Genomic DNA, 19,693 nt, shown 5'->3' with positions numbered 1-19,693 from the left:
GTGGCAGGGCGGGTTAGGCGGGTCAGGCGGGTCTTGCCGGGGCGCGGCTTCCGAACAGCGCCGTGCCGACCCGCACCATCGTCGCACCTTCGGCGATGGCCTCGGCGAAATCGCCGCTCATGCCCATCGACAAGGTGTCGGCCTGCGGGTGCCGGGCCGCGGTCGCATCGAACAGGGCACGCATGCGACGGAAGGCGTCGCGGCGGCGCTCGACCTGCGGATACGGCGCCGGGATCGCCATCAGCCCGCGCAGCGCCAGGCGCGGCTCGGCGGCGATCGCCGCGGCCAGCGCGGGCACCTGCTCGGGCGTGCAGCCGTGCTTGCTGGTCTCGTCGTCGATGTTCACCTGGATCAGCACGTTCAGCGGCGCGCGTTCGGCGGGACGGTATTTCGCCAGTGCGGCGACCAGTTTCGGCCGGTCCACGGTCTGCACCCAGTCGAACAGGCGGGCGGCCTGTTCGGCCTTGTTGGACTGCAGGTGCCCGATCAGGTGCCATTCCAGCCCCAGCGCTTGCAGCTGCGCGATCTTGGCCGCCGCTTCCTGCACGTAGTTCTCGCCGAACGCGCGCTGGCCCTGCGCCGCGAGCGCGGCCACCGCCGCGGCCGGTTGGGTCTTGGACACCGCCAGCAGCGCGGCGGCCGGCCGGCCTGCGGCACGGGCCGCGGCGTCCATGTCCGAAAGGATCTGTCGTAGCGATGAAACCGGCACTTCGGCGCCTTCCAGCGATAAGCGGGAACGCTATACTGCCGGCCGGGGAAAAATCCTTCCAGTCGCAGCCCAGGGGAAAAGCAGCGTATGGATATCGCTGAACTATTGGCGTTTTCCGTCAAGAACAAGGCATCGGACCTGCACCTGTCCGCAGGCTTGCCGCCGATGATCCGCGTCGACGGAGATGTGCGCCGCATCAACATTCCCGCGCTCGACCACAAGCAGGTCCATGCGCTGGTGTACGACATCATGTCGGACAAGCAGCGCCGCGACTACGAGGAGTTCCTCGAGGTCGACTTCTCGTTCGAGATCCCGTCGCTGGCGCGTTTCCGCGTCAACGCCTTCAACCAGAACCGCGGCGCCGGCGCGGTGTTCCGCACCATTCCCTCCGAGGTGCTGACCCTGGAGGACCTGGGCTGCCCGCCGATCTTCCGCCAGCTGATCGAGCAGCCGCAGGGCCTGATCCTGGTGACCGGGCCGACCGGCTCGGGCAAGTCGACCACGCTGGCGGCGATGATCGACTACATCAACAAGAACGAGTACGGCCACATCCTCACCGTCGAGGACCCGATCGAATTCGTCCACACCTCGCAGAAGTGCCTGATCAACCAGCGCGAGGTGCACCGCGACACCCACGGCTTCAACGAGGCGCTGCGCTCGGCGCTGCGCGAGGACCCGGACATCATCCTGGTCGGCGAGTTGCGCGACCTGGAGACCATCCGCCTCGCGCTGACCGCCGCGGAGACCGGCCACCTGGTGTTCGGTACCTTGCACACCAGTTCGGCGGCCAAGACCATCGACCGCATCATCGACGTGTTCCCGGCCGGCGAGAAGCCGATGGTGCGCTCGATGCTGTCCGAATCGCTGCGCGCGGTGATCTCGCAGGCGCTGCTGAAGAAGGTCGGCGGCGGCCGCACCGCGGCGTGGGAGATCATGGTCGGCACCCCGGCCATCCGCAACCTGATCCGCGAGGACAAGGTCGCGCAGATGTACTCGGCGATCCAGACCGGCCAGCAGTACGGCATGCAGACCCTCGACCAGCACCTGCAGGACCTGGTCAAGCGCAGCCTGATCACCCGCAACCAGGCCCGCGAGTACGCCAAGGACAAGCGGTTGTTCGAGTAGGGCAGTGATTGGTGATCCGTGATTCGTGATTAGTCAAAAGCCGGGGTTCTGAGTGGTGATTGGTGGGCGAAAACGGGGATTCCCCCTTTTCCGAATCACGAATCACGAATCACGAATCACGGCTCCTCCCAGGAGCCACCCATGAGCACCATCGACTTCACCTCGTTCCTCAAGCTGATGGCGCACCAGAAGGCGTCGGACCTGTTCATCACCGCGGGCATGCCGCCGTCGATCAAGGTGCACGGCAAGATCAGCCCGATCACGCAGACGCCGCTGACCGCGCAGCAGAGCCGCGACCTGGTGCTGAACGTGATGACGCCCTCGCAGCGCGAGGAGTTCGAGAAGACCCACGAGTGCAACTTCGCCATCGGCGTGGCCGGCGTCGGCCGCTTCCGCGTGTCGTGCTTCTACCAGCGCAACCAGGTCGGCATGGTGCTGCGCCGGATCGAGACGCGCATCCCCAGCGTGGACGAGCTGAACCTGCCGCCGGTGATCAAGACGCTGGCGATGACCAAGCGCGGCATCATCATCTTCGTGGGCGCCACCGGTACCGGCAAATCGACCTCGCTGGCGGCGATGATCGGCTACCGCAACCAGAACTCGACCGGCCACATCATCACCATCGAGGATCCGATCGAGTTCGTGCACAAGCACGAAGGCTGCATCATCACCCAGCGCGAGGTCGGCATCGACACCGACAGCTGGGAGAACGCGCTCAAGAACACCCTGCGCCAGGCCCCGGACGTGATCATGATCGGCGAGGTGCGCACCCGCGAGGGCATGGACCATGCCATCGCCTTCGCCGAGACCGGCCACCTGGTGCTGTGCACGCTGCACGCCAACAACGCCAACCAGGCGATGGACCGCATCATCAACTTCTTCCCGGAAGACCGCCGCCAGCAGCTGCTGATGGACCTCTCGCTCAACCTCAAGGGCGTGGTCGCGCAGCAACTGGTGCCGACCCCGGACGGCAAGGGCCGGCGCGTCGCCCTGGAGATCCTGCTCGGCACGCCGCTGGTGCAGGACTACATCCGCGACGGCGAGATCCACAAGCTCAAGGAAGTGATGAAGGAATCCACCAACCTGGGCATGAAGACCTTCGACCAGAGCCTGTTCGAGCTGTACCAGGCCGGCGAGATCAGCTACGAGGACGCGCTGCGCTACGCCGACTCGCAGAACGAGGTGCGCCTGCGTATCAAGCTCTCCCAGGGCGGCGACGCCAAGACCCTGGCGCAGGGGCTGGACGGGGTGGAGATCGCCGAAGTGCGCTGAGCCTTGCGCGGCCGGGCCCCCGCAAGGCCGCAGGGCGGCCTTGCGTCCGGGCGTTCATGGAGCGGAACCGGTTTCGGATGTAACCGATGCCCGGGATGATGTCTAATATCGTCCCCCACCGCAGTACCCCCTCCCGTGAGCCTCCCCGATTCCGACCTGCGTCCGGAGCAGGAACCGTTGCCCGAAGACGGCGCCGTCGTCACCGCCGGCCCGCTGACCCCGCCGCCCGATTCGGCCGGTACGCCGGCCGACGACCGCGCGTTCCATCACTCGGTCGCCGAGGACGTGCAGGGCATGCTGCTGGCGACGCTGGTGGCCTCGCTCGGGCTGGCGGTGTTCGCCAAGGGCGGGATCATGATCGGCGGCATGGCCGGGGTGGCGTTCCTGCTGCACTACGCGCTGGACTGGAACTTCGGCCTGGTGTTCGTGCTGGTGAACCTGCCGTTCTACTGGCTGTCGGTGCGGCGCATGGGCTGGGAGTTCACGCTCAAGACCTTCGCGGCGGTGGGGGCATGCGGTCTGCTGACCGATCTGCTGCCGCGCTGGGCCGGCTATTCGCACATGGCGCCACTGTACTCGGCGCTGGTCGGCGGGTCGCTGGTCGGGCTGGGCATCCTGTTCTTCATCCGCCATCGCGCCAGCCTGGGCGGCGTGGGCATCCTGGCGGTGTACCTGCAGCGCGAGCGCGGCTGGAGCGCGGGCAAGGTGCAGATGGCCTTCGACGCGGTGCTGATCTGCGCGGCGTTCTTCGTGCTGACGCCGCAGAAGGTGCTGTATTCGGCGGTGGGTGCGTTGATGCTGAGCCTGGTGTTGATGTTCAACCATCGGCCGCACCGCTACATGGGCGTGTGATGCGCCAGGCCGCCGTCATGGGCGGGCCGGGCAGGTGCTGCTGAACCCGAGCGCCAGCATCAGGCTGCGCGCGTCGAACGGGGCGTGCACCTTGGCATCGTTGTCGAGATAGCAGTAGACGTCGCGGCCGGCGCGCTTGCGGGCGGGAGCGCCGGCCCGCTGCGCGTCGTCCGGTTCGCCGCCGGTGGCCCAGGCGGCGATGCGCCGCGCCCAATGCTCGATCGCCTGCTCGCCGTAGCCGCTGGTGTACAGCTCGGTGTCGCCGTGCAGGCGCACGTAGACGAAGTCGCTGGTCACGTCCTCCAGGCAGGGGAACTTGCGTGCGGTGTCGGCCACCACCAGTGCCACGCCATGCTTGCGCAGCAATGCCATGCAGGCGGGATCGGCGAAGCTGGGGTGGCGGACTTCCAGCGCATGGCGCAGGCGCCGGTTGCGGTCGATCGCCAGGGCGCTGCGGCCGTGCATCAGGGTGCGGTCGCGGCGGCGGGCCAGCGACAGGGCCGCCTCGGTGTCGCGCGGCAGCGAGGCCAGGAATCCATCGAGCAGGTCCGCGTTGAAGCGCAGCGAGGGCGGCAGCTGCCACAGCAGCGGCCCGAGCTTGGCGCCGAGGCGGAGCACGCCGGAAGCGAAGAAGTTGGCCATCGCCTGGTCGCAGTCGCGCAGGCGCTTCATGTGGGTGATCAGGCGCGGGGCCTTGACCGCGAACACGAACGCCTCCGGCGTGGCTTCGTGCCAGGCCCGGTAGCTCTTCGGGGTCTGCAGGGAATAGAACGAGCCATTGAGCTCGATGCTGGGGAAGCAGCGCGAGGCGTATTCCAGCTCGCGACGCTGGGGCAGGTCGGGAGGGTAGAACACGCCACGCCAACGGGCATAGCGCCAACCGGAGATGCCGATGCGGATGCTCATGCGGGCAGCGTCGCGGCCGCGCCGTAAGCCATGCGTCAGCGCGACGTGCACGCAGCGTGCAGTCCGGCGGCGGCGCCGTTCAACCTTCTCCGCGCACGCGCATCCAGGGCGGATCGAGGCGCGCGATGCGCGCATGCGCCGGGCAGTCGGCGCGGTGCGCGCCGGGCAGGTAGCCCAGGCTCATCAGGAACTCGCCGGTGATCTCGCCGCCGGTGAAGCGGAAGGTCTTCTTGAACAGCTTCACCCACTCCGGCTTGGACAGCGGGTGGTGCGCGTCCAGCCAGGTGGCGAAGCCGCCGTGCGTCGCGCGCAGGCGCCGGACCACGCCGGCGTTGTGGATCGCCGCCAGCACCTTGAGCCGGTTGCGGATGATCCCCGGGTCGGCGAGCAGGCGGGCGACGTCGTCCTCGCCGAAGCCGGCCACCGCGTCCACGTCGAAGCCGGCGTAGGCCGCGCGGAAGCCCTGGCGCTTGCGCAGGATCGTCTCCCAGCTCAGCCCGGCCTGGTTGATCTCCAGCACCAGCCGCTCGAACAGCTCGCTCTCCGCGCGCTGGGGAAAGCCGTATTCGTGGTCGTGGTAATGGCCGTGGACCGGGTGCCCGGGCGCTATCGTGCAGTAGCCGCTCATCCGGGCATTGTAGGGGGCGCCGGCGCCCGGATGGGCCCGGCGATGGCCCGCATCCGGCGGCAGGCCCGTAGAATAGGCCCATGTCCGAGGCCCCCACCCACCTGACCCACCAACTGCTGATCGCGCTGCCGACGCTGTCCGATCCGCATTTCGCGCGCAGCGTGGCATTGATCTGCCAGCACGACGACAACGGCGCGATGGGGGTCGTGGTCAACCGGCCCTCCGAGTACACCCTCGGCGAGGTGCTCGCCCAGATGGGCATCGGCACCGCCGACGAGGTGTTGCGCGAGCGGGCGGTGCTGGCGGGCGGCCCGGTGCATCCGGAACGGGGGTTCGTGATCCACGACGACGCCCGCGACTGGGATTCGAGCATCGAGGTGGGCGAGGGGCTGTACCTGACCACCTCGCGCGACATCCTCGAGGCCATGGCCGAGGGCCGTGGCCCGCGCAACGCCATCGTCGCGCTCGGCTGCGCCGGCTGGGGCGCGGGGCAGCTGGAATTCGAGATCGCCGAGAACAGTTGGCTGACCGCGCCGTCCGATCCGCAGCTGCTGTTCGACCTGCCGCTGGAAGACCGCTGGCGCGCCGCGGCCGGCCGCATCGGCGTGGACCTGTTCCGGATGACGGACTACAGCGGGCATGCCTAGCGCGGGCTCGCCGTCCCCGATCCGCCCCGACGCCACGGTGTTCGGTTTCGACGTCGGCGCCAAGCGCATCGGCGTGGCGATCGGCAGCGCGCTCGGCGCCGGCGCGCGCGCGCTGGCGGTGATCGAGGTGCGCGGCGACACGGTCGACTGGGCCGCGCTCGACCGGTTGCACAAGGACTGGCGCCCGTCCGGCCTGGTGGTCGGCGACCCGCTCACCCTCGAAGGCGAGGACCAGCCGGCGCGCCGGCGCGCGCACGCCTTCGGCCGCCAGTTGCGCGCGCGCTACGGGCTGCCGGTGGTGCTGGTCGACGAACGTTCCAGTTCGGTCGAGGCGGCGCGCCGCTTCGCCCACGAACGCGCCGAGGGCCGCAAGCGCCGCCGCGACGCCGAGGCGCTGGACGCGATGGCCGCCGCGGTCATCGTGGAGCGCTGGCTGTCCGCGCCCGACCAAGCCCTTCCCCTTCCCTGATCCCCGCCTCAACGCAATGACCACCATGCAACTCGATTCGGACGGACGCCTGCGCCACCTGCTGACCCTGGAAGGGCTGCCCCGCGCCACCTTGCTGCAGCTGCTCGACCGCGCCGGCCAGATCCGCGACGCCGCGGTCGGCCGGGTCGGCAAGCGCAACGTGCTCGCCGGCAGCGCGGTCTGCACGCTGTTCTTCGAGCCGTCCACCCGCACCCGCAGCTCGTTCCAGCTGGCCGCGCAGCGGCTGGGCGCGGACGTGCTGAACTTCGACGCCTCGACCTCGTCCGCCCGCAAGGGCGAGACCGACCGCGACACGATGAAGAACCTGGAAGCGATGGGCGTGCGCGGGTTCGTGGTGCGCCACCCCGGGGACGGCGCGGTGGAGCGCCTGGCCGAGGCGGCGGGCGAGGGCACCGCCCTGGTCAATGCCGGCGACGGCCGCAGTGCGCATCCCACCCAGGGCCTGCTCGACATGCTCACCCTGCGCCAGGCCAAGGGCGCGGATTTCTCCAGGCTGAAGCTGGTGATCGTCGGCGACGTGAAGCATTCGCGCGTGGCGCGTTCGGACCTGCATGCGCTGCGCACGCTCGGCGCCGGCGAGATCCGCGTGTGCGGGCCGAAGTCGCTGCTGCCGGACGACGGCACGCTGCACGGGTGCGTGGTCGGCGACGATTTCGACGCGATGCTGGAGGGCGCCGACGCGCTGCTGATGCTGCGCCTGCAGCGCGAGCGCATGGAAGAGGGCCTGGTGCCGTCGCTGGAGCAGTACCACGCCGAGTACGGCCTGACCGCCGAGCGCCTCAAGCGCGCCGCGCCCGACGCGGTGGTGCTGCATCCGGGGCCGATCAACCGCGGCGTGGAGATCACCGACGAGGTGGCCGACGGCCCGCAATCGTGCGTGCTGCGCCAGGTCGCCAACGGCGTGGCGGTGCGCATGGCGGTGCTGGAGACGTTGCTGGGCTGAGGCCGGCAACGCCGATGGCCTTCTGCCCGGGCGCGGGAGAAGGCCCAGGCCGCGGCGCCTGGCCGCGACCGCTGCCCGCATGGGCGCTGCGAGGCGCGCCTCGGCGCGTACGAGCGTGCCCGCCCTCGCAGGAGGGCTGTTGCCAGGGGCCATCGATTCGCCGAACCTGCGCGGGTTCCCGCCGCGTGGGTTCCCTATGCGCAGTCTCGATTTCAGCTCGTGGAGCGCAATCCTCAGCACCTTGTTCGGCCTGGTGCTGGTGTCGCTGGTGGCCGTGGGGATCCGCATGCTGGTCATGCAGACCGTGCAGCGCCGGCGCGAGCGCGAGAACCGGCAGATCAACGAGCGGCTCAAGACGCTGATCGCCGCCTACAAGACGCTGGGAGGCTCCTTCACGGGGGAACTGGAAGTCGATCCCTCCCACCTGCGCGACCTGCGCCGTCGCAGCGGGACGGCACAGGCGAACGAAGCGGCGGCGCCGGCCGCGACGGTGTCGGAGCGGCGCCGGCGCATCCGCGACGCGGTCGAGGCGGCGCTGTCCGACGTGATCCTGCTCGGCACGGAGGAGCAGGTGGCGCTGGCGGCGCAGGCCGCGCGCGACATGGTGGCCGGGCGCCCGGTACGCACGCGCGAGCTGGTGGTCTCGCTGCGGCAGTTCATCCGGCAGGCGCTGGACCTGGAGCCGATCCCGCCGTCGCTGGAAATCCCCGAGCAGGGGCCGCTGCGCACCGCCGGAAGCGGCGGCAGGGGCGGGGGCGGCGAGGCGGGTGGCAAGGGCGGAGCGGGAGGCGGTGGAGCAGGAGGCGCCGCCGGCGGTGCCGGACTCGGCATGGGTGCCGGGCTGGGCCTGGGCCGGCTCGGCGACGACGTCCGTCCGGACGAACGCTGAGGCGCGTTGCCGGGCCGCGCGACAGCGCGGGCGACCTGGTACCAATGGCAGGGCCGGCACCGGCGCGCGCTGGCTAAGATCGGGATCCTCCCCATTGCGCACGGTGGTGCCCATGATCCGACTGCTGTCCGGCGGCCTGGCCGCGGCGATCCTGTCGTCCTTTCCCGCGCCGGCGCCCGCCGCGGATGCGCCGGCGGCCGGCACCGGGGGCTTCGATCCGCGCGCGCTGTTCGCGCCGTTGCAATTGCCGGATGCGCCGAACGCCTACCGCAGCGGCAGCGGCGTGCCGGGACCGATGTTCTGGCAGAACCGCGCCGACTACGACCTGCACGCGACGATCGACCCGGGCACGCGCACGCTGAGCGGCCAGGAGACGATCACCTACACCAACAACGGCCCGGACACGCTCGACGTGCTGTGGCTGCAGCTCGACCAGAACATCTACCGCGCCGATGCGCGCGCCCGCGACGTACGCGCGCCCCGGCCCGACCGGCCGCAGCCGGCGGGCAACACGACCGAGGGCTACCGCATCGCGCGCGTGGAGGTCGACGTCGCCGGCAAGCGCCAGCCGGTGGCGTTCCTGGTCGAGGACACCCGGATGCGGGTCGAACTGCCGCAGCCGCTGGCCGGCCACGGGAAGTCGCTGAAGCTGCACATCGACTACGCCTATACCGTGCCCGGGACCTGGGGCGGCCGCACCGCGGTGACGCCGACCAGGAACGGCGAGATCTTCGAGATCGCGCAGTGGTACCCGCGCATGGCGGTCTACGACGACTTGCGCGGCTGGGACACGCAGCCGTACCTGGGCTCGGAGTTCTACCTGGAGTACGGCAGCTTCGACTACGCCGTCGCCGTGCCGTGGGATTGGCTCGTGGTCGGTTCCGGCGAACTGGTCAACCCGCAGCAGGTGCTGACGAAGACCCAGCAGCAGCGCCTGGCCCAGGCGCGCGCCAGCGAGTCGACGGTGATGATCCGCACGCCGGAGGAAGTCGTCGATCCGGCCAGCCGTCCCACCCGCGGCGGCACCCAGACCTGGCGGTTCCACATGGACCACACCCGCGACGTGGCCTTCGCCGCCTCGCCCGCGTTCGTCTGGGACGCCGCGCGCATCGACCTGCCCGGCGGAGGATCGTCGCTGGCGATGTCGGCGTACCCGGTCGAGGGCGCCGCCAACTGGAAGCGCTCCACCGAATACGTGAAGGGCGCGATCGAGCACTTCTCGCAGTGGTACCCCTACCCGTGGCCGGCCGCGGTCAACCTGGGCGGGCATGGCGCCGGCATGGAGTACCCCGGCATCGTGTTCGACGGCTACGACGACACCGGCAAGGGCCTGTTCTGGATCACCGCCCACGAACTGGGGCACGGCTGGTTCCCGATGATCGTGGGATCCAACGAGCGCCGGCACGCGTTCATGGACGAGGGCTTCAACACCTTCATCGACGTCTACGCCTCCGATGCGTTCAACCGGGGCGAGTACGCGCCCAAGCGGGATTCGGAGTACGCGCCGAAGGGCGGCAACCCGGCCGAGGAGATCCTGCCGTTGCTGGCCGACGCCGGTGCGCCGACGCTGATGGACCTGGCCGACGCCACCAGCGAGAAGTACCGGCATCCGCTGACCTACTTCAAGGGCGCGCTGGGGCTGGTGCTGCTGCGCGAGCAGATCCTCGGGCCGGAACGCTTCGACCCGGCGTTCCGCAAGTACATCGCGACCTGGGCCTACAAGCACCCGACGCCGTCGGATTTCTTCCGCTTCATGCAGAGCGAGGCGGGCGAAGACCTGTCGTGGTGGTGGCGCGGCTGGTACTTCAACAACTGGCAGCTGGACATGGGCGTGGCCAAGGCCGAGTACGTCGAGCACGATCCCGCCAAGGGCGTGCTGGTCACGCTGGCGAGCCGCCAGAAGCTGGTGATGCCGGCGACGCTGCGCATCGACCTGGCCGACGGCTCCCACCTCGACCGGCGCGTGCCGGTGGAAGCCTGGCTGCAACAGGCCGCGCCGACGGTGCGGGTGCCGACTACCCAGAAGATCGTGCATGTCACGCTCGATCCGGACGCCAAGCTGCCGGACGCCGACCGCGGCAACAACCGGCTCGACATCGTCGGCTGATCCCGGACGCGTCGTGCACCGCGCGCGACGCGTCCTGGCCGGGCGGGATCAGGCGGATTTGCGCAGCGGCGTGTTCCCGAGCTTCTCGATCCGGCCGCCCGAGCGCTGGAACGCATCGAGCTGGCTCTGGATTTCCTCGTGGGCCGCTCGCTTGTCCTCGCGCGGCTTGGAATAGATCTGGGTGGGCGGAACGGCCTTGGTGCTGCGCAGTGTCGTCATCGATACCTCGTGCGGTTGCGGAAGCAGAGTGACATCGGCGGTATTGCAGGACCGTGAAAGTCCATGCCGGGCGGCGAGCCGGCGCCGGGCCTGCCGCTCCGCCACTTTCCTCCCAGGCGCGCCCGGTTGGCAATAGCCCGCGCCGCCGCGGTCGCAGGACGTTGCAGGCGGGCGCGGCAGGCGCAGAATGTCCTGTGTCGCCCCGACCCTGGACTTTCCCGATGAACCTGCACACCTGGTGGTTGTTCTTCGCGACGGTGTTCGTGCTGTCCGGCACGCCGGGGCCGAACATGCTGCACGTGATGACGCGCAGCGTGAGCTTCGGCGTGCGCCGGAGCGTGCTGGCGATGAGCGGCTGCCTGGCGGCGGTGCTGCTGGTGCTGATCGCCTCGGCGACCGGGCTCGGCGCGATATTGCAGGCTTCGCCGCAGGTCTTCGAGGTGCTGCGCTATCTCGGCGCGGCGTACCTGGTCTGGCTGGGCATCAAGGCCTGGCGCAGCGAGGAGGCGCCACTGGACGTGGGGCAGCCGGACGCCCGCGCATCGGCCTCGAACCTGCAACTGTTCCGCGGCGGCCTGCTGATCGGGCTGAGCAATCCCAAGCTGCTGCTGTTCGCCGCCGCGTTCTTCCCGCAGTTCGTCGACCAGGCGCGACCGCAATGGCCGCAGTTCGCCCTGCTGGTGGCGACCTTCGCCGCCTGCGAGCTGTTCTGGTACGCGGTCTACGGCCTGGGCGGCGGCTCGTTGCGGCGCCATCTGGCCAGGCCGGCGCTGCGGCGCTGGTTCGACCGCCTGGCCGCATCGATCTTCGTCGGCTTCGGCGTGCTGCTCTTGCGCTTCCGCCCGCAATGACCTGACGCGTCGCGTCCACCTGTGACGGGGTCCGGTAAATCGACACGTGCGCATGTCGGAATGCAACGTTTCATCGCTATGCTCTCCGCGCCTTCGCGACCAATGGGGATTGGACGCGAGGGCATGACAGGGAACGGCACGCACGGCGGAGCCGCCGCTTGCATCGATCGCCCCCGCTCGGCAGGGAAGGGCCCGTGCCCTCTGTCTTGAAGCGGAGCCGGCCACATTGGGGGTGGCCGCGGGCGACTGCGGCAGGCGGGGAAGCCAGGTCGGGCGCATGGGCGCCCGCGTCGTGCCGGCGCCAATCGGCCCAACGGGGCGGCAGCGTTGCGAATCGTGCCGGACGTGGTGATCCGGCGGGCGCAGCGCTGCCGCCCTGGCGGGAATCCGCGCGCACCTCCCGCTCCGCGGGGGCGTAGCCGGAGGCGGCGGGCGAGCGAGTGGTGCAGTGCAGCATTTGCGCGGATAATGGCGCTTTCCCGCTCTCCCAAGGACGACGCCATGGCCGCCCCCCACGCCATTCCCGTCGCCGCCCCGTCGGCCCCCGCGCTGTCGCGGCGCGACTACTTCCTGATCCTGTTCGCCCTGTCGATGGGCGGTTTCGCCATCGGCACCAGCGAGTTCGCCTCGATGGGCCTGATGCCCGACATGGTGCGCGGCCTGTCGATCAGCGAGCAGCAGGTCGGCCACCTGATCAGCGCCTACGCACTGGGCGTGGTGGTCGGCGCGCCATTGCTGGCGATCATCGGCGCGCGCCTGCGGCGGCGCCCGTTGCTGCTGGCGCTGATGGGCTTCTACGCGCTGGGCAACCTGGCCAGCGCGGTGGCGCCGAACTACCACGCGATGCTGCTGTTCCGCTTCGTGGCCGGCTTGCCGCACGGCGCGTACTTCGGCGTGGCGGCCCTGGTGGCGGCCTCGATCAGCCGGCCCGAGCAGCGCGGCGTGGCGGTCGGGCGGGTGATGCTCGGCTTGACCCTGGCCATGCTTGCCGGCAATCCGCTGGCGACCTGGCTGGGGCAATTGCTGGACTGGCGCTATGCGTTCGGCCTGGTCGCGCTGATCGCGGTGCTGACGGTGGTGCTGGTGGCGCGGTTCCTGCCGGTGGATCCCAACGAGGCGCCGCAGCAGCCCTTGCGCGAACTGAAGGCGTTCAACCGGGCCCCGGTATGGCTGGCGATGCTGCTGGGCTCGATCGGGTTCGCCGGCATGTTCAGCGTCTTCAGCTACCTCGCCCCGACCATGACCCAGGTGACCGGCGTGTCCGAGCGCTGGATCCCGTTCGGCATGGCGGCGTTCGGCCTGGGCGGCGTGATCGGCGGGCAGGTGGGCGGCTGGATGTTCGACCGGTTCCAGTTCCGCGCCATCGCGATCGTCCTGGCCTGGTCGGTCCTGGTGCTGCTTGCGTTCCCGCTGTTGGCGCACTCGCCGTGGACGGTCTTCCTCGGCGCCCTGCTGGTCGGGTCGATGGTGGCCGTGGGGCCGGCCCTGCAGACCCACCTGATGGACGTGGCGGGCGAGGCGCAGACGCTGGCGGCGGCTTCCAACCACTCCGCCTTCAACATCGCCAACGCGCTCGGCCCGTGGCTGGGCGGCATGGCCATCGGCGCGGGCTTCGGCTGGACCTCGACCGGCTACGTCGGCGCGGCCACCGCGCTGGCCGGCCTGGCGGTGTGGTGGATCGCCGCGCGCCAGGGCGCGGAACGGCCCGTCGGCGCAGCCGCGCACGACTGCGCCTGAGTGCCCGCGCGGACGAGGCAGCGGCCGGCGCGAACGGGTATCTTGTGGCGTTTCCGCCCGGACCCCGTCCACGATGCCGAACCCGCCCGTCACCGAAGCCGCCTCGCCGTCGCAATCGCTGGACCACGCGCTCAAGCCTCGCCAACTGATCATGATGGGCCTGGGCAGCGCGATCGGCGCCGGCCTGTTCCTCGGGTCCGGCGTCGGCGTGCATGCGGCCGGCCCGGCGGTGCTGGTCTCCTACCTGGTCGCCGGCGCGCTGGTGATCATCGTGATGAACGCGCTCGGCGAAATGGCGGCTGCCAAGCCGGTCAGCGGCGCCTTCTCGGTCTATGCCGCCGATGCGCTGGGCGCGACCGCCGGCGCGACGGTGGGCTGGCTGTGGTGGGTGCAGCTGGTGATCGTGATCGCGGCCGAGGCGGTCGGCGCCGCCGGCCTGCTGGCGACGATCTGGCCGGGCCTGCCGGTGTCGGCGGCGGCATTGACCTTCATGGCGGCGTTCACCGCGATCAACCTGCTGGGCGTGCGCAACTTCGGCGAGTTCGAGTTCTGGTTCGCGATCCTCAAGATCGCGGCGATCCTCGGCTTCATCCTGATCGGCATCGCGCTGCTCCTCGGGTGGCTGCCCGACGTGCCGTCGCCCGGGCTGTCCAACTTCACCGACAACGGCGGCTTCGCGCCGAAGGGGCTGGCCGGGATCGGCGCGGCGTTGCTGGTGGTGGTGTTCGCCTTCGGCGGCACCGAGATCGTGGCGGTGGCCGCGGCCGAGACCGACGATCCATCGCGCAGCCTGGCGCGCGCGATCCGCACCGTGGCCTGGCGCATCCTGGTGTTCTACATCGGCTCGCTGAGCGTGATCATCGCGGTGGTGCCGTGGACGAGCGCCGAGCTGGCCTCGCCGTTCGCGGCGGTGCTGCAGGCCGCCAGGATCCCGGGGGCGGCCACGGCGATCACGCTGATCGCGGTGATCGCGCTGCTCTCGGCGCTCAACGCCAACCTCTACGGCGCCTCGCGCATGATCTTCTCGCTGGCGCGCCGGCAGGAGGCTCCCGACGTGCTGGGCCAAGCCAACCGGCGCGGCGTGCCGGTGCCGGCGGTGCTGGCGAGCGTGCTGTTCGGCTTCGTCGCCGCGGTGCTGGAGCTGGTGTATCCCAACAAGGTGCTGAACGTGCTGCTCAACATCGTCGGCGCCACCTGCCTGCTGGTATGGACGATCTCGCTGCTGTCGCAACTGGTGCTGCGCGCGCGCGCCGATCGCGCCGGCACGCCGTTGCCGTTCCGGATGCGCGGCTATCCGGTGCTGACGCTGGTCGGGCTGGCGGTGCTGGCGTTGATCTTCGTGCTGCTGGTCAGCACGCCGGACACGCGCATGCAGTTCGTCTCGATGGCGGCGTTGGCCGCGGCGATCGCGGTGGTCAGCGAGGTGGCCCGGCGGTTGCGGGGCAGGGCGGGCTGAGGTGGCGATGCTTAATCGCAGAGGCAGGCGGGCAGTATCCCTTGCGCGGGGAACTGCAGTCCCGGCAGGCATTCCCGATCCAGTTTGAATGATGGTGGTTCCCTTCTCCCGCAAGCGGGAGAAGGTGCCCGAAGGGCGGATGAGGGTGTCCTTGCTTTTGCTTCGAGCGCAAAGGCCCCGGCATTGGCGCAGGGCGAAGTTCCGCCCGCCGGGGCGAAGCGGTGCTCGCCTTCTTCCGGCGGGCCCTGGCACGTCGCCCTTCAAGGCCCGGCGCTACTGGTGGATACGGATGCGCCCGGATTTACGGCAGGTGCTGGCTGAACATCCAGTCCCACATCGCCGGGCTCGCATAGGTGGCGTCCCAGACGTTGTGGTTGCCGTTGGGATACTCGGTGTAGCGGATGCGTGCGCCGGCCTCGTGCGCGGCTTCGTAGATCAGGCGGTCGTCGTCGGGCTTGACCACGTCGTCGCGCGCGCCATGGAACATCCAGGTCGGCACGTGCTTGAGGCGCGCCACCAGGGCGCCGTAGGGATCGCGCTCGTCGGAGACCGCGCTGACGAAGATCGGCTCGTCGTCGTCGTCCGGCGAGGTCAGCGCGCCGCAGATCGGCACCAGCGCGGCGAAGCGGTGCGGATGCCGCAGCGCGATCTCCCAGGTGCCGTAGCCGCCCATCGACATGCCGGTGAGATAGGTGCGCTTGGGATCGGCAGCGAACTCCTGGCTGGCCGCGTCCAGCGTCGCCATCGCCATGCGCGCGTTGTGGTGGGTCCAGGCCTCGTCGTCGGGCGCCTGCGGGAACACCACCAGCGCCGGGAAGCTGTCCGCATGCCGGCGCAGGTACGGGCCCAGGCCGGAGGTGGTCTGGTCGTGGCCGTCGTCGCCGCGTTCGCCCGAGCCATGCAGGAACAGCACGACCGGCCACGGCCGCGGCATCGAGGCCGCGGGCACGAACACCTCGTAGCGGAAGACGCGGCCCTCCACCTCCAGTTGCCGGTGGACGAAATGGCCGTGCGCGGGATCCGGATCGTCATCGGGCATGGAGGTGCAACCGGCGAGTGAACACAGCAGGACGGCGAGCAACAGGACCAGGCGAGGCGGCATGCGGGCACTCCGGGGGGAGAATGCGACCGCGCCGAGTATGGAGGGGATGGCGGGCCCGCCGATACGCGGCCAGGCGAGGGCGTTCAGCCCCGCGCCATCCGGGGCCGCGGGAAGCCTTCCCGGGAGCGGCGCGCTAGCGCAGCAGGATCAGCGTGGCCAGGCCGAGGAAGCTCAGGAAGCCCATCACGTCGGTCAGCGTGGTCAGGATCACGCCGCCGGCCAGCGCCGGGTCGAAGCCCAGCCGCTTGAGCGTGACCGGCACCAGCACGCCGCCCAGCGCCGCGGTGCACAGGTTGATCGTCAGCGCCGAGCCGATCACCACCGACAGCATCGGTTGCCGGAACCAGGCCAGCACGATCAGGCCCAGGCCGACGCCCAGGCAGACGCCGTTGATCAGGGCGACGGTCAGTTCCTTCTTGAGCAGCGTCATCACGTTGGACGCGCCGATCTGGCCCAGCGCCAGGCCGCGCACCATCAGCGCCAGCACCTGGGTGCCGGCGTTGCCGCCCATGCCGGCCACGATCGGCATCAAGGCCGCCAGCGCCACCAACTGGGCGATGGTGCCCTCGAACCGGCTGACCACGCTGGAGGCGATGAACGCCGTGCCCAGGTTGATCCCCAGCCACAGCAGGCGGCGGCGGAACGCGCGCCGGGCCGGGCTGAACATGTCCTCGTCCTCGTCCAGGCCGGCCGCGCTCATCGCCTGGTGCTCGGCCTGCTCGCGGATGATGTCGACCACGTCGTCGATGGTGATGCGGCCGAGCAGGATGTTGTTGTCGTCCACCACCGGGGCGGAGATCCAGTCGTGGTCGGAGAACTGGCGGGCCACTTCCTGCGCGCCTTCGCCGACGTCGATCGCGGGCTGCTCGTCGTCGATCAGCCGGTTGACCGGCGTGCCGTCCTCGTGGGTGACCAGCGAGGCCAGGGAGATCCGGCCCAGGTACTGGTGGCGGCGGCTGACCACGTACAGGTGGTCGGTGTGCTCCGGCAGCTCGCCGCGCAGGCGCAGGTAGCGCAGCACCACGTCGACGTTGACGTCGGCGCGCACGGTGACCACGTCCGGGTTCATCAGGCGGCCGGCGGTGTCTTCCGGATAGGACAGGACCTGCTCGAGCCGCTCGCGGTTCTCGCGGTCCATCGACTTGAGGACTTCGTCGATGACGGTGTCCGGCAGGTCCTCGACCAGGTTGGCGAGGTCGTCGATGTCCAGGTCCTCGACCGCCGCGACGATCTCGTCCGGGTCCATCTCGGCGATCAGGCTCTCGCGCACTTCCTCGCCGACGTGCAGCAGCACCTCGCCGTCGTCCTCGGCGTCGACCAGTCCCCAGACCACCTCGCGCTTGCCCGGGGGCAGCGATTCGAGCAGGTTGCCGATTTCCGCCGGCGAGAGGGTATTGACCAGCCGCCGCACCGGCCCCAGGCGTCCGCTGTCGAGCGCATCGGACAGCAGGCGCAGCTGGCGCGCGGTCTCAGAGCCTGTCTTCATGCGCTATGTGGTCCGCGCTGGGGCCGTGCGCCCGGGATGCAAGTAAGAGGGGGGAAATGTATGTCGATACCCGCCCGATCGATGAGGCGGCGGCGCGGGCGCACGGCCCCAGCCCTTCGGGTTGCGCCGCGATGGCGCATGAAGACAGGCTCTTGGCGGACGGCTTCGGCCATGCGCAGCTCCCCTGGGGTGGCGGGCGGTACCGCTCCGGGAGGATGCGGCAGTGCAGGTGGTCAACGCGTCATTATCGCTTGAGGTAGCCGGCGCCGCCCAGACGGGGAGGCGCAAAAAAACCGGGCTTTCTCCGCGGCCGCGTCACCGTGCGGTCATGCCGGCGTGGCAGGCGTGGTACGGAAGTCGCTGGGTCCCCGCCTGCGCGGGGACGACGACGGAAAGTTTCCCGGGACGCCGATCGCTCCTGGAGATCGCACGGCGTTTCCAGTGTCGTCCCCGCGCAGGCGGGGACCCAGCGACTTCCAGCGGGAACGCCGGCGGTTCACGCCTGCCCGACGGCGCCCGCGCTCTCCAGCCACTTCTCGATGTCCTTGCGATCGCGGGCGCGCAGCAGCTTCGGCGCGAGCGCGAGCAGCTTGCCGAGGTGGCGGCCGCGGATCGCCCGGCGCACTTCCAGCAGCGTGGCGGGATGCAGGCTGAACTCGCGCAGCCCCAGCGCCAGCAGCATCGGCACCAGGTGCGGGTCGCCCGCGATCTCGCCGCACACCGCCACGGGGGTGTCGTGCGCCTGCGCGGTGGCGATCACCTGCGCCAGCAGCCGCACCAGGGCTGGATGCAGCGGCGAGTACAGCTCGCCGAGTCCCTCGTGGTTGCGATCGACCGCCATCAGGTACTGCACCAGGTCGTTGGTGCCGATCGACAGGAAGTCGACCTTGTCGATGAAGGTCTCCAGGGCCAGCGCCGCGGACGGCACTTCGATCATCGCGCCCAGCGGCACGTGCTCGGCGATCTCGTGGCCTTCCTCGCGCAGCTGCGCGGCCAGGCGCTTGATCTTGCGGCGCAGCTGCACGATCTCCTCGCGCGCGCTGACCATCGGGATCAGCATCCGCACCGGGCCATAGCCGGATGCGCGCAGGATCGCGCGCAGCTGGGTCCTGGCCACGGCCGGGCGCGCCAGCATCAGGCGCACGCCGCGCAGGCCGAGCGCCGGGTTCTCCTCGTCGCCGAGCACAAGCCCGGTGCGGTCGGCCTTGTCGGCGCCCAGGTCGAGGGTGCGGATCGTCACCGGCCGGCCGCTCATGCCGAGCACGGCGTCGCGGTAGCGCTCGAACTGCTCCTGCTCGTCCGGCAGCTCGTCGCGCTGCAGGAACAGGAACTCGGTGCGGTACAGCCCCAGGCCGCCGGCGCCCAGCGCGTGCGCGCGCGCGACGTCCTCGGCGGATTCGGCGTTGGCCAGCAGGGTGATGTCGACCTCGTCGCGGGTGCGGGTCGGCTTGGAGCGCAGCCGGCCCAGCTCGCGCTGCTCCTTGGCCAGCTCGCGCAGGCGCTCGCGATAGTCGCGCAGGTCGGCCGGCGTGGGATCGACGATGACCTGGCCGCTGCCGCCGTCGACGATCAGCACGTCGCCGTCGTTGACCTTCTGCAGCGCGTCGGCGGCGCCGACCACCAGCGGCAGGTGCAGGCTGCGGGCCAGGATCGCGCTGTGCGAAAGCGCGCTGCCGGCGCTGGTGACGATGCCGACCACGCCCTGCGATTGCAGCTGCGCCAGCTCGGAGGGCGCGACGTTGTCGCTGACCAGGATCTCGCCGGCCACGCCTTTCACGTCCGGCCGGCGCTTCTGCAGGAACGCATGGATGCGGCCGATGACGTGGTCCAGGTCGTCCATGCGGCTCTTGAGGTAGGCGTCCTCCATGCCCTCGAACACCGTCGCGAGCCGGTCGCGCTGCAGGCGCAGCGCATAGTCGGCGCTATAGCGGCCGGTACGGATCAGTTCGTCCAGCCCGAACAGCAGCTCCGGGTCGTCCAGCAGCAATGCGTGCAGGTCGAGGAATTCGCCGACCTCGCGCACCAGCGCGCCGTGCAGGCGCTCGCGCAGCTGGTGCATCTCGTCGCGGGCCAGGTCGACCGCGCGATGCAGCCGTTCCAGCTCGCTCTCCACGCGGTTGGCGGGGATGCGTTGCTCGGTGACTTCCAGCGCATGCGGCAGGCGCACGCGCGCGCGCCCCAGCGCGGTGCCGCGCGAGGCGCCGTGGCCGCGCAGGCGCTGGCTCATGTCCGTTCCCCTGGAGCGGACGGGTGGCAGGGATCGGCCGGGGCGGG

General features: G+C 70.4%; 18 protein-coding genes. 11 read left to right on the top strand and 7 right to left on the bottom strand.

Annotated features, from left to right (window positions below):
* Positions 1-22 precede the first annotated feature (22 nt).
* Positions 23-709 carry a YggS family pyridoxal phosphate-dependent enzyme gene (locus FD678_RS02795; protein ID WP_140719073.1) on the bottom strand — a complete coding sequence of 229 codons (687 nt, stop codon included), beginning with the start codon at positions 707-709 and terminating at the stop codon, positions 23-25.
* Positions 710-796: 87 nt separating this feature from the next.
* Here FD678_RS02795 and FD678_RS02790 point away from each other — a divergent pair, with 87 nt between their 5' ends.
* The 3 genes from FD678_RS02790 to FD678_RS02780 all read left to right on the top strand — a co-directional run bounded on the left by FD678_RS02790 (position 797) and on the right by FD678_RS02780 (position 3,958).
* The gene (locus FD678_RS02790) at positions 797-1,834 is read left to right on the top strand and encodes a type IV pilus twitching motility protein PilT (protein WP_140719072.1); all 1,038 of its coding nucleotides are present in this window, start codon (positions 797-799) and stop codon (positions 1,832-1,834) included.
* Positions 1,835-1,984: 150 nt separating this feature from the next.
* Complete coding sequence (locus FD678_RS02785; RefSeq protein WP_256661863.1) at positions 1,985-3,106, top strand: PilT/PilU family type 4a pilus ATPase; 1,122 nt, start codon at positions 1,985-1,987, stop codon at positions 3,104-3,106.
* Positions 3,107-3,241: 135 nt separating this feature from the next.
* The gene (locus FD678_RS02780; protein ID WP_218569453.1) at positions 3,242-3,958 is read left to right on the top strand and encodes a YitT family protein; all 717 of its coding nucleotides are present in this window, start codon (positions 3,242-3,244) and stop codon (positions 3,956-3,958) included.
* Between the two features lie 15 nt (positions 3,959-3,973).
* Here FD678_RS02780 and FD678_RS02775 read toward each other — a convergent pair whose 3' ends face one another.
* Both FD678_RS02775 and FD678_RS02770 read right to left on the bottom strand, forming a co-directional pair.
* Positions 3,974-4,864 (bottom strand): DUF72 domain-containing protein, encoded by an 891-nt coding sequence (locus FD678_RS02775; RefSeq protein WP_140719070.1) that lies wholly within the window; start codon positions 4,862-4,864, stop codon positions 3,974-3,976.
* 79 nt (positions 4,865-4,943) lie between these two features.
* A complete protein-coding gene (locus FD678_RS02770) occupies positions 4,944-5,492 on the bottom strand; it encodes a DNA-3-methyladenine glycosylase I (RefSeq protein WP_140719069.1) in 549 nt (182 codons plus the stop codon).
* An 80-nt stretch (positions 5,493-5,572) separates the two neighbouring features.
* On the opposite strand from FD678_RS02770, the gene FD678_RS02765 reads away from it, so the two are divergent.
* The 5 genes from FD678_RS02765 to FD678_RS02745 all read left to right on the top strand — a co-directional run bounded on the left by FD678_RS02765 (position 5,573) and on the right by FD678_RS02745 (position 10,568).
* Positions 5,573-6,139: a YqgE/AlgH family protein gene (locus FD678_RS02765; protein ID WP_140719068.1), complete on the top strand. Its 567-nt coding sequence runs from the start codon at positions 5,573-5,575 to the stop codon at positions 6,137-6,139.
* Positions 6,132-6,608 carry a Holliday junction resolvase RuvX gene (gene ruvX, locus FD678_RS02760; protein ID WP_140719067.1) on the top strand — a complete coding sequence of 159 codons (477 nt, stop codon included), beginning with the start codon at positions 6,132-6,134 and terminating at the stop codon, positions 6,606-6,608. The genes FD678_RS02765 and ruvX overlap by 8 nt, the downstream gene beginning before the upstream one ends.
* Positions 6,609-6,633: 25 nt before the next feature.
* Entirely contained in the window at positions 6,634-7,572 is a 939-nt protein-coding gene (locus FD678_RS02755) for an aspartate carbamoyltransferase catalytic subunit (protein ID WP_256661833.1), read from the top strand.
* 196 nt (positions 7,573-7,768) lie between these two features.
* Positions 7,769-8,461: a hypothetical protein gene (locus FD678_RS02750; RefSeq protein WP_140719065.1), complete on the top strand. Its 693-nt coding sequence runs from the start codon at positions 7,769-7,771 to the stop codon at positions 8,459-8,461.
* 112 nt (positions 8,462-8,573) lie between these two features.
* Positions 8,574-10,568, top strand: coding sequence for a M1 family metallopeptidase (locus FD678_RS02745; protein WP_140719064.1), 1,995 nt, complete (start codon positions 8,574-8,576; stop codon positions 10,566-10,568).
* 48 nt (positions 10,569-10,616) lie between these two features.
* Here the strand turns inward: FD678_RS02745 and FD678_RS20145 are convergent, their stop codons facing one another.
* A complete protein-coding gene (locus tag FD678_RS20145; protein WP_177497525.1) occupies positions 10,617-10,787 on the bottom strand; it encodes a hypothetical protein in 171 nt (56 codons plus the stop codon).
* Positions 10,788-11,008: 221 nt separating this feature from the next.
* Here FD678_RS20145 and FD678_RS02740 point away from each other — a divergent pair, with 221 nt between their 5' ends.
* The 3 genes from FD678_RS02740 to FD678_RS02730 all read left to right on the top strand — a co-directional run bounded on the left by FD678_RS02740 (position 11,009) and on the right by FD678_RS02730 (position 14,831).
* Positions 11,009-11,638 carry a LysE family translocator gene (locus tag FD678_RS02740; RefSeq protein ID WP_140719063.1) on the top strand — a complete coding sequence of 210 codons (630 nt, stop codon included), beginning with the start codon at positions 11,009-11,011 and terminating at the stop codon, positions 11,636-11,638.
* Between the two features lie 501 nt (positions 11,639-12,139).
* Positions 12,140-13,375, top strand: a complete 1,236-nt coding sequence (locus FD678_RS02735) for an MFS transporter (protein WP_140719062.1) — start codon at positions 12,140-12,142, stop codon at positions 13,373-13,375.
* Between the two features lie 73 nt (positions 13,376-13,448).
* Entirely contained in the window at positions 13,449-14,831 is a 1,383-nt protein-coding gene (locus tag FD678_RS02730) for an amino acid permease (RefSeq protein WP_140719061.1), read from the top strand.
* Positions 14,832-15,132: 301 nt separating this feature from the next.
* Here FD678_RS02730 and FD678_RS02725 read toward each other — a convergent pair whose 3' ends face one another.
* The 3 genes from FD678_RS02725 to ptsP all read right to left on the bottom strand — a co-directional run bounded on the left by FD678_RS02725 (position 15,133) and on the right by ptsP (position 19,646).
* Positions 15,133-15,933: a prolyl oligopeptidase family serine peptidase gene (locus FD678_RS02725; RefSeq protein WP_140719060.1), complete on the bottom strand. Its 801-nt coding sequence runs from the start codon at positions 15,931-15,933 to the stop codon at positions 15,133-15,135.
* A gap of 133 nt (positions 15,934-16,066) precedes the next feature.
* Entirely contained in the window at positions 16,067-17,419 is a 1,353-nt protein-coding gene (mgtE, locus tag FD678_RS02720; RefSeq protein ID WP_140719059.1) for a magnesium transporter, read from the bottom strand.
* A 496-nt stretch (positions 17,420-17,915) separates the two neighbouring features.
* The gene (gene ptsP / locus FD678_RS02715; protein ID WP_140719058.1) at positions 17,916-19,646 is read right to left on the bottom strand and encodes a phosphoenolpyruvate--protein phosphotransferase; all 1,731 of its coding nucleotides are present in this window, start codon (positions 19,644-19,646) and stop codon (positions 17,916-17,918) included.
* Positions 19,647-19,693: the final 47 nt, after the last annotated feature.

This window comes from Pseudomonas sp. Hp2, assembly GCF_006386585.1.
In the GTDB taxonomy this organism is placed as follows: Bacteria; Pseudomonadota; Gammaproteobacteria; order Xanthomonadales; family Xanthomonadaceae; genus Pseudomonas_S; species Pseudomonas_S boreopolis.
Note: the sequence above shows the minus strand (reverse complement) of the source record. Positions and strands in the feature narration are given on the sequence as shown.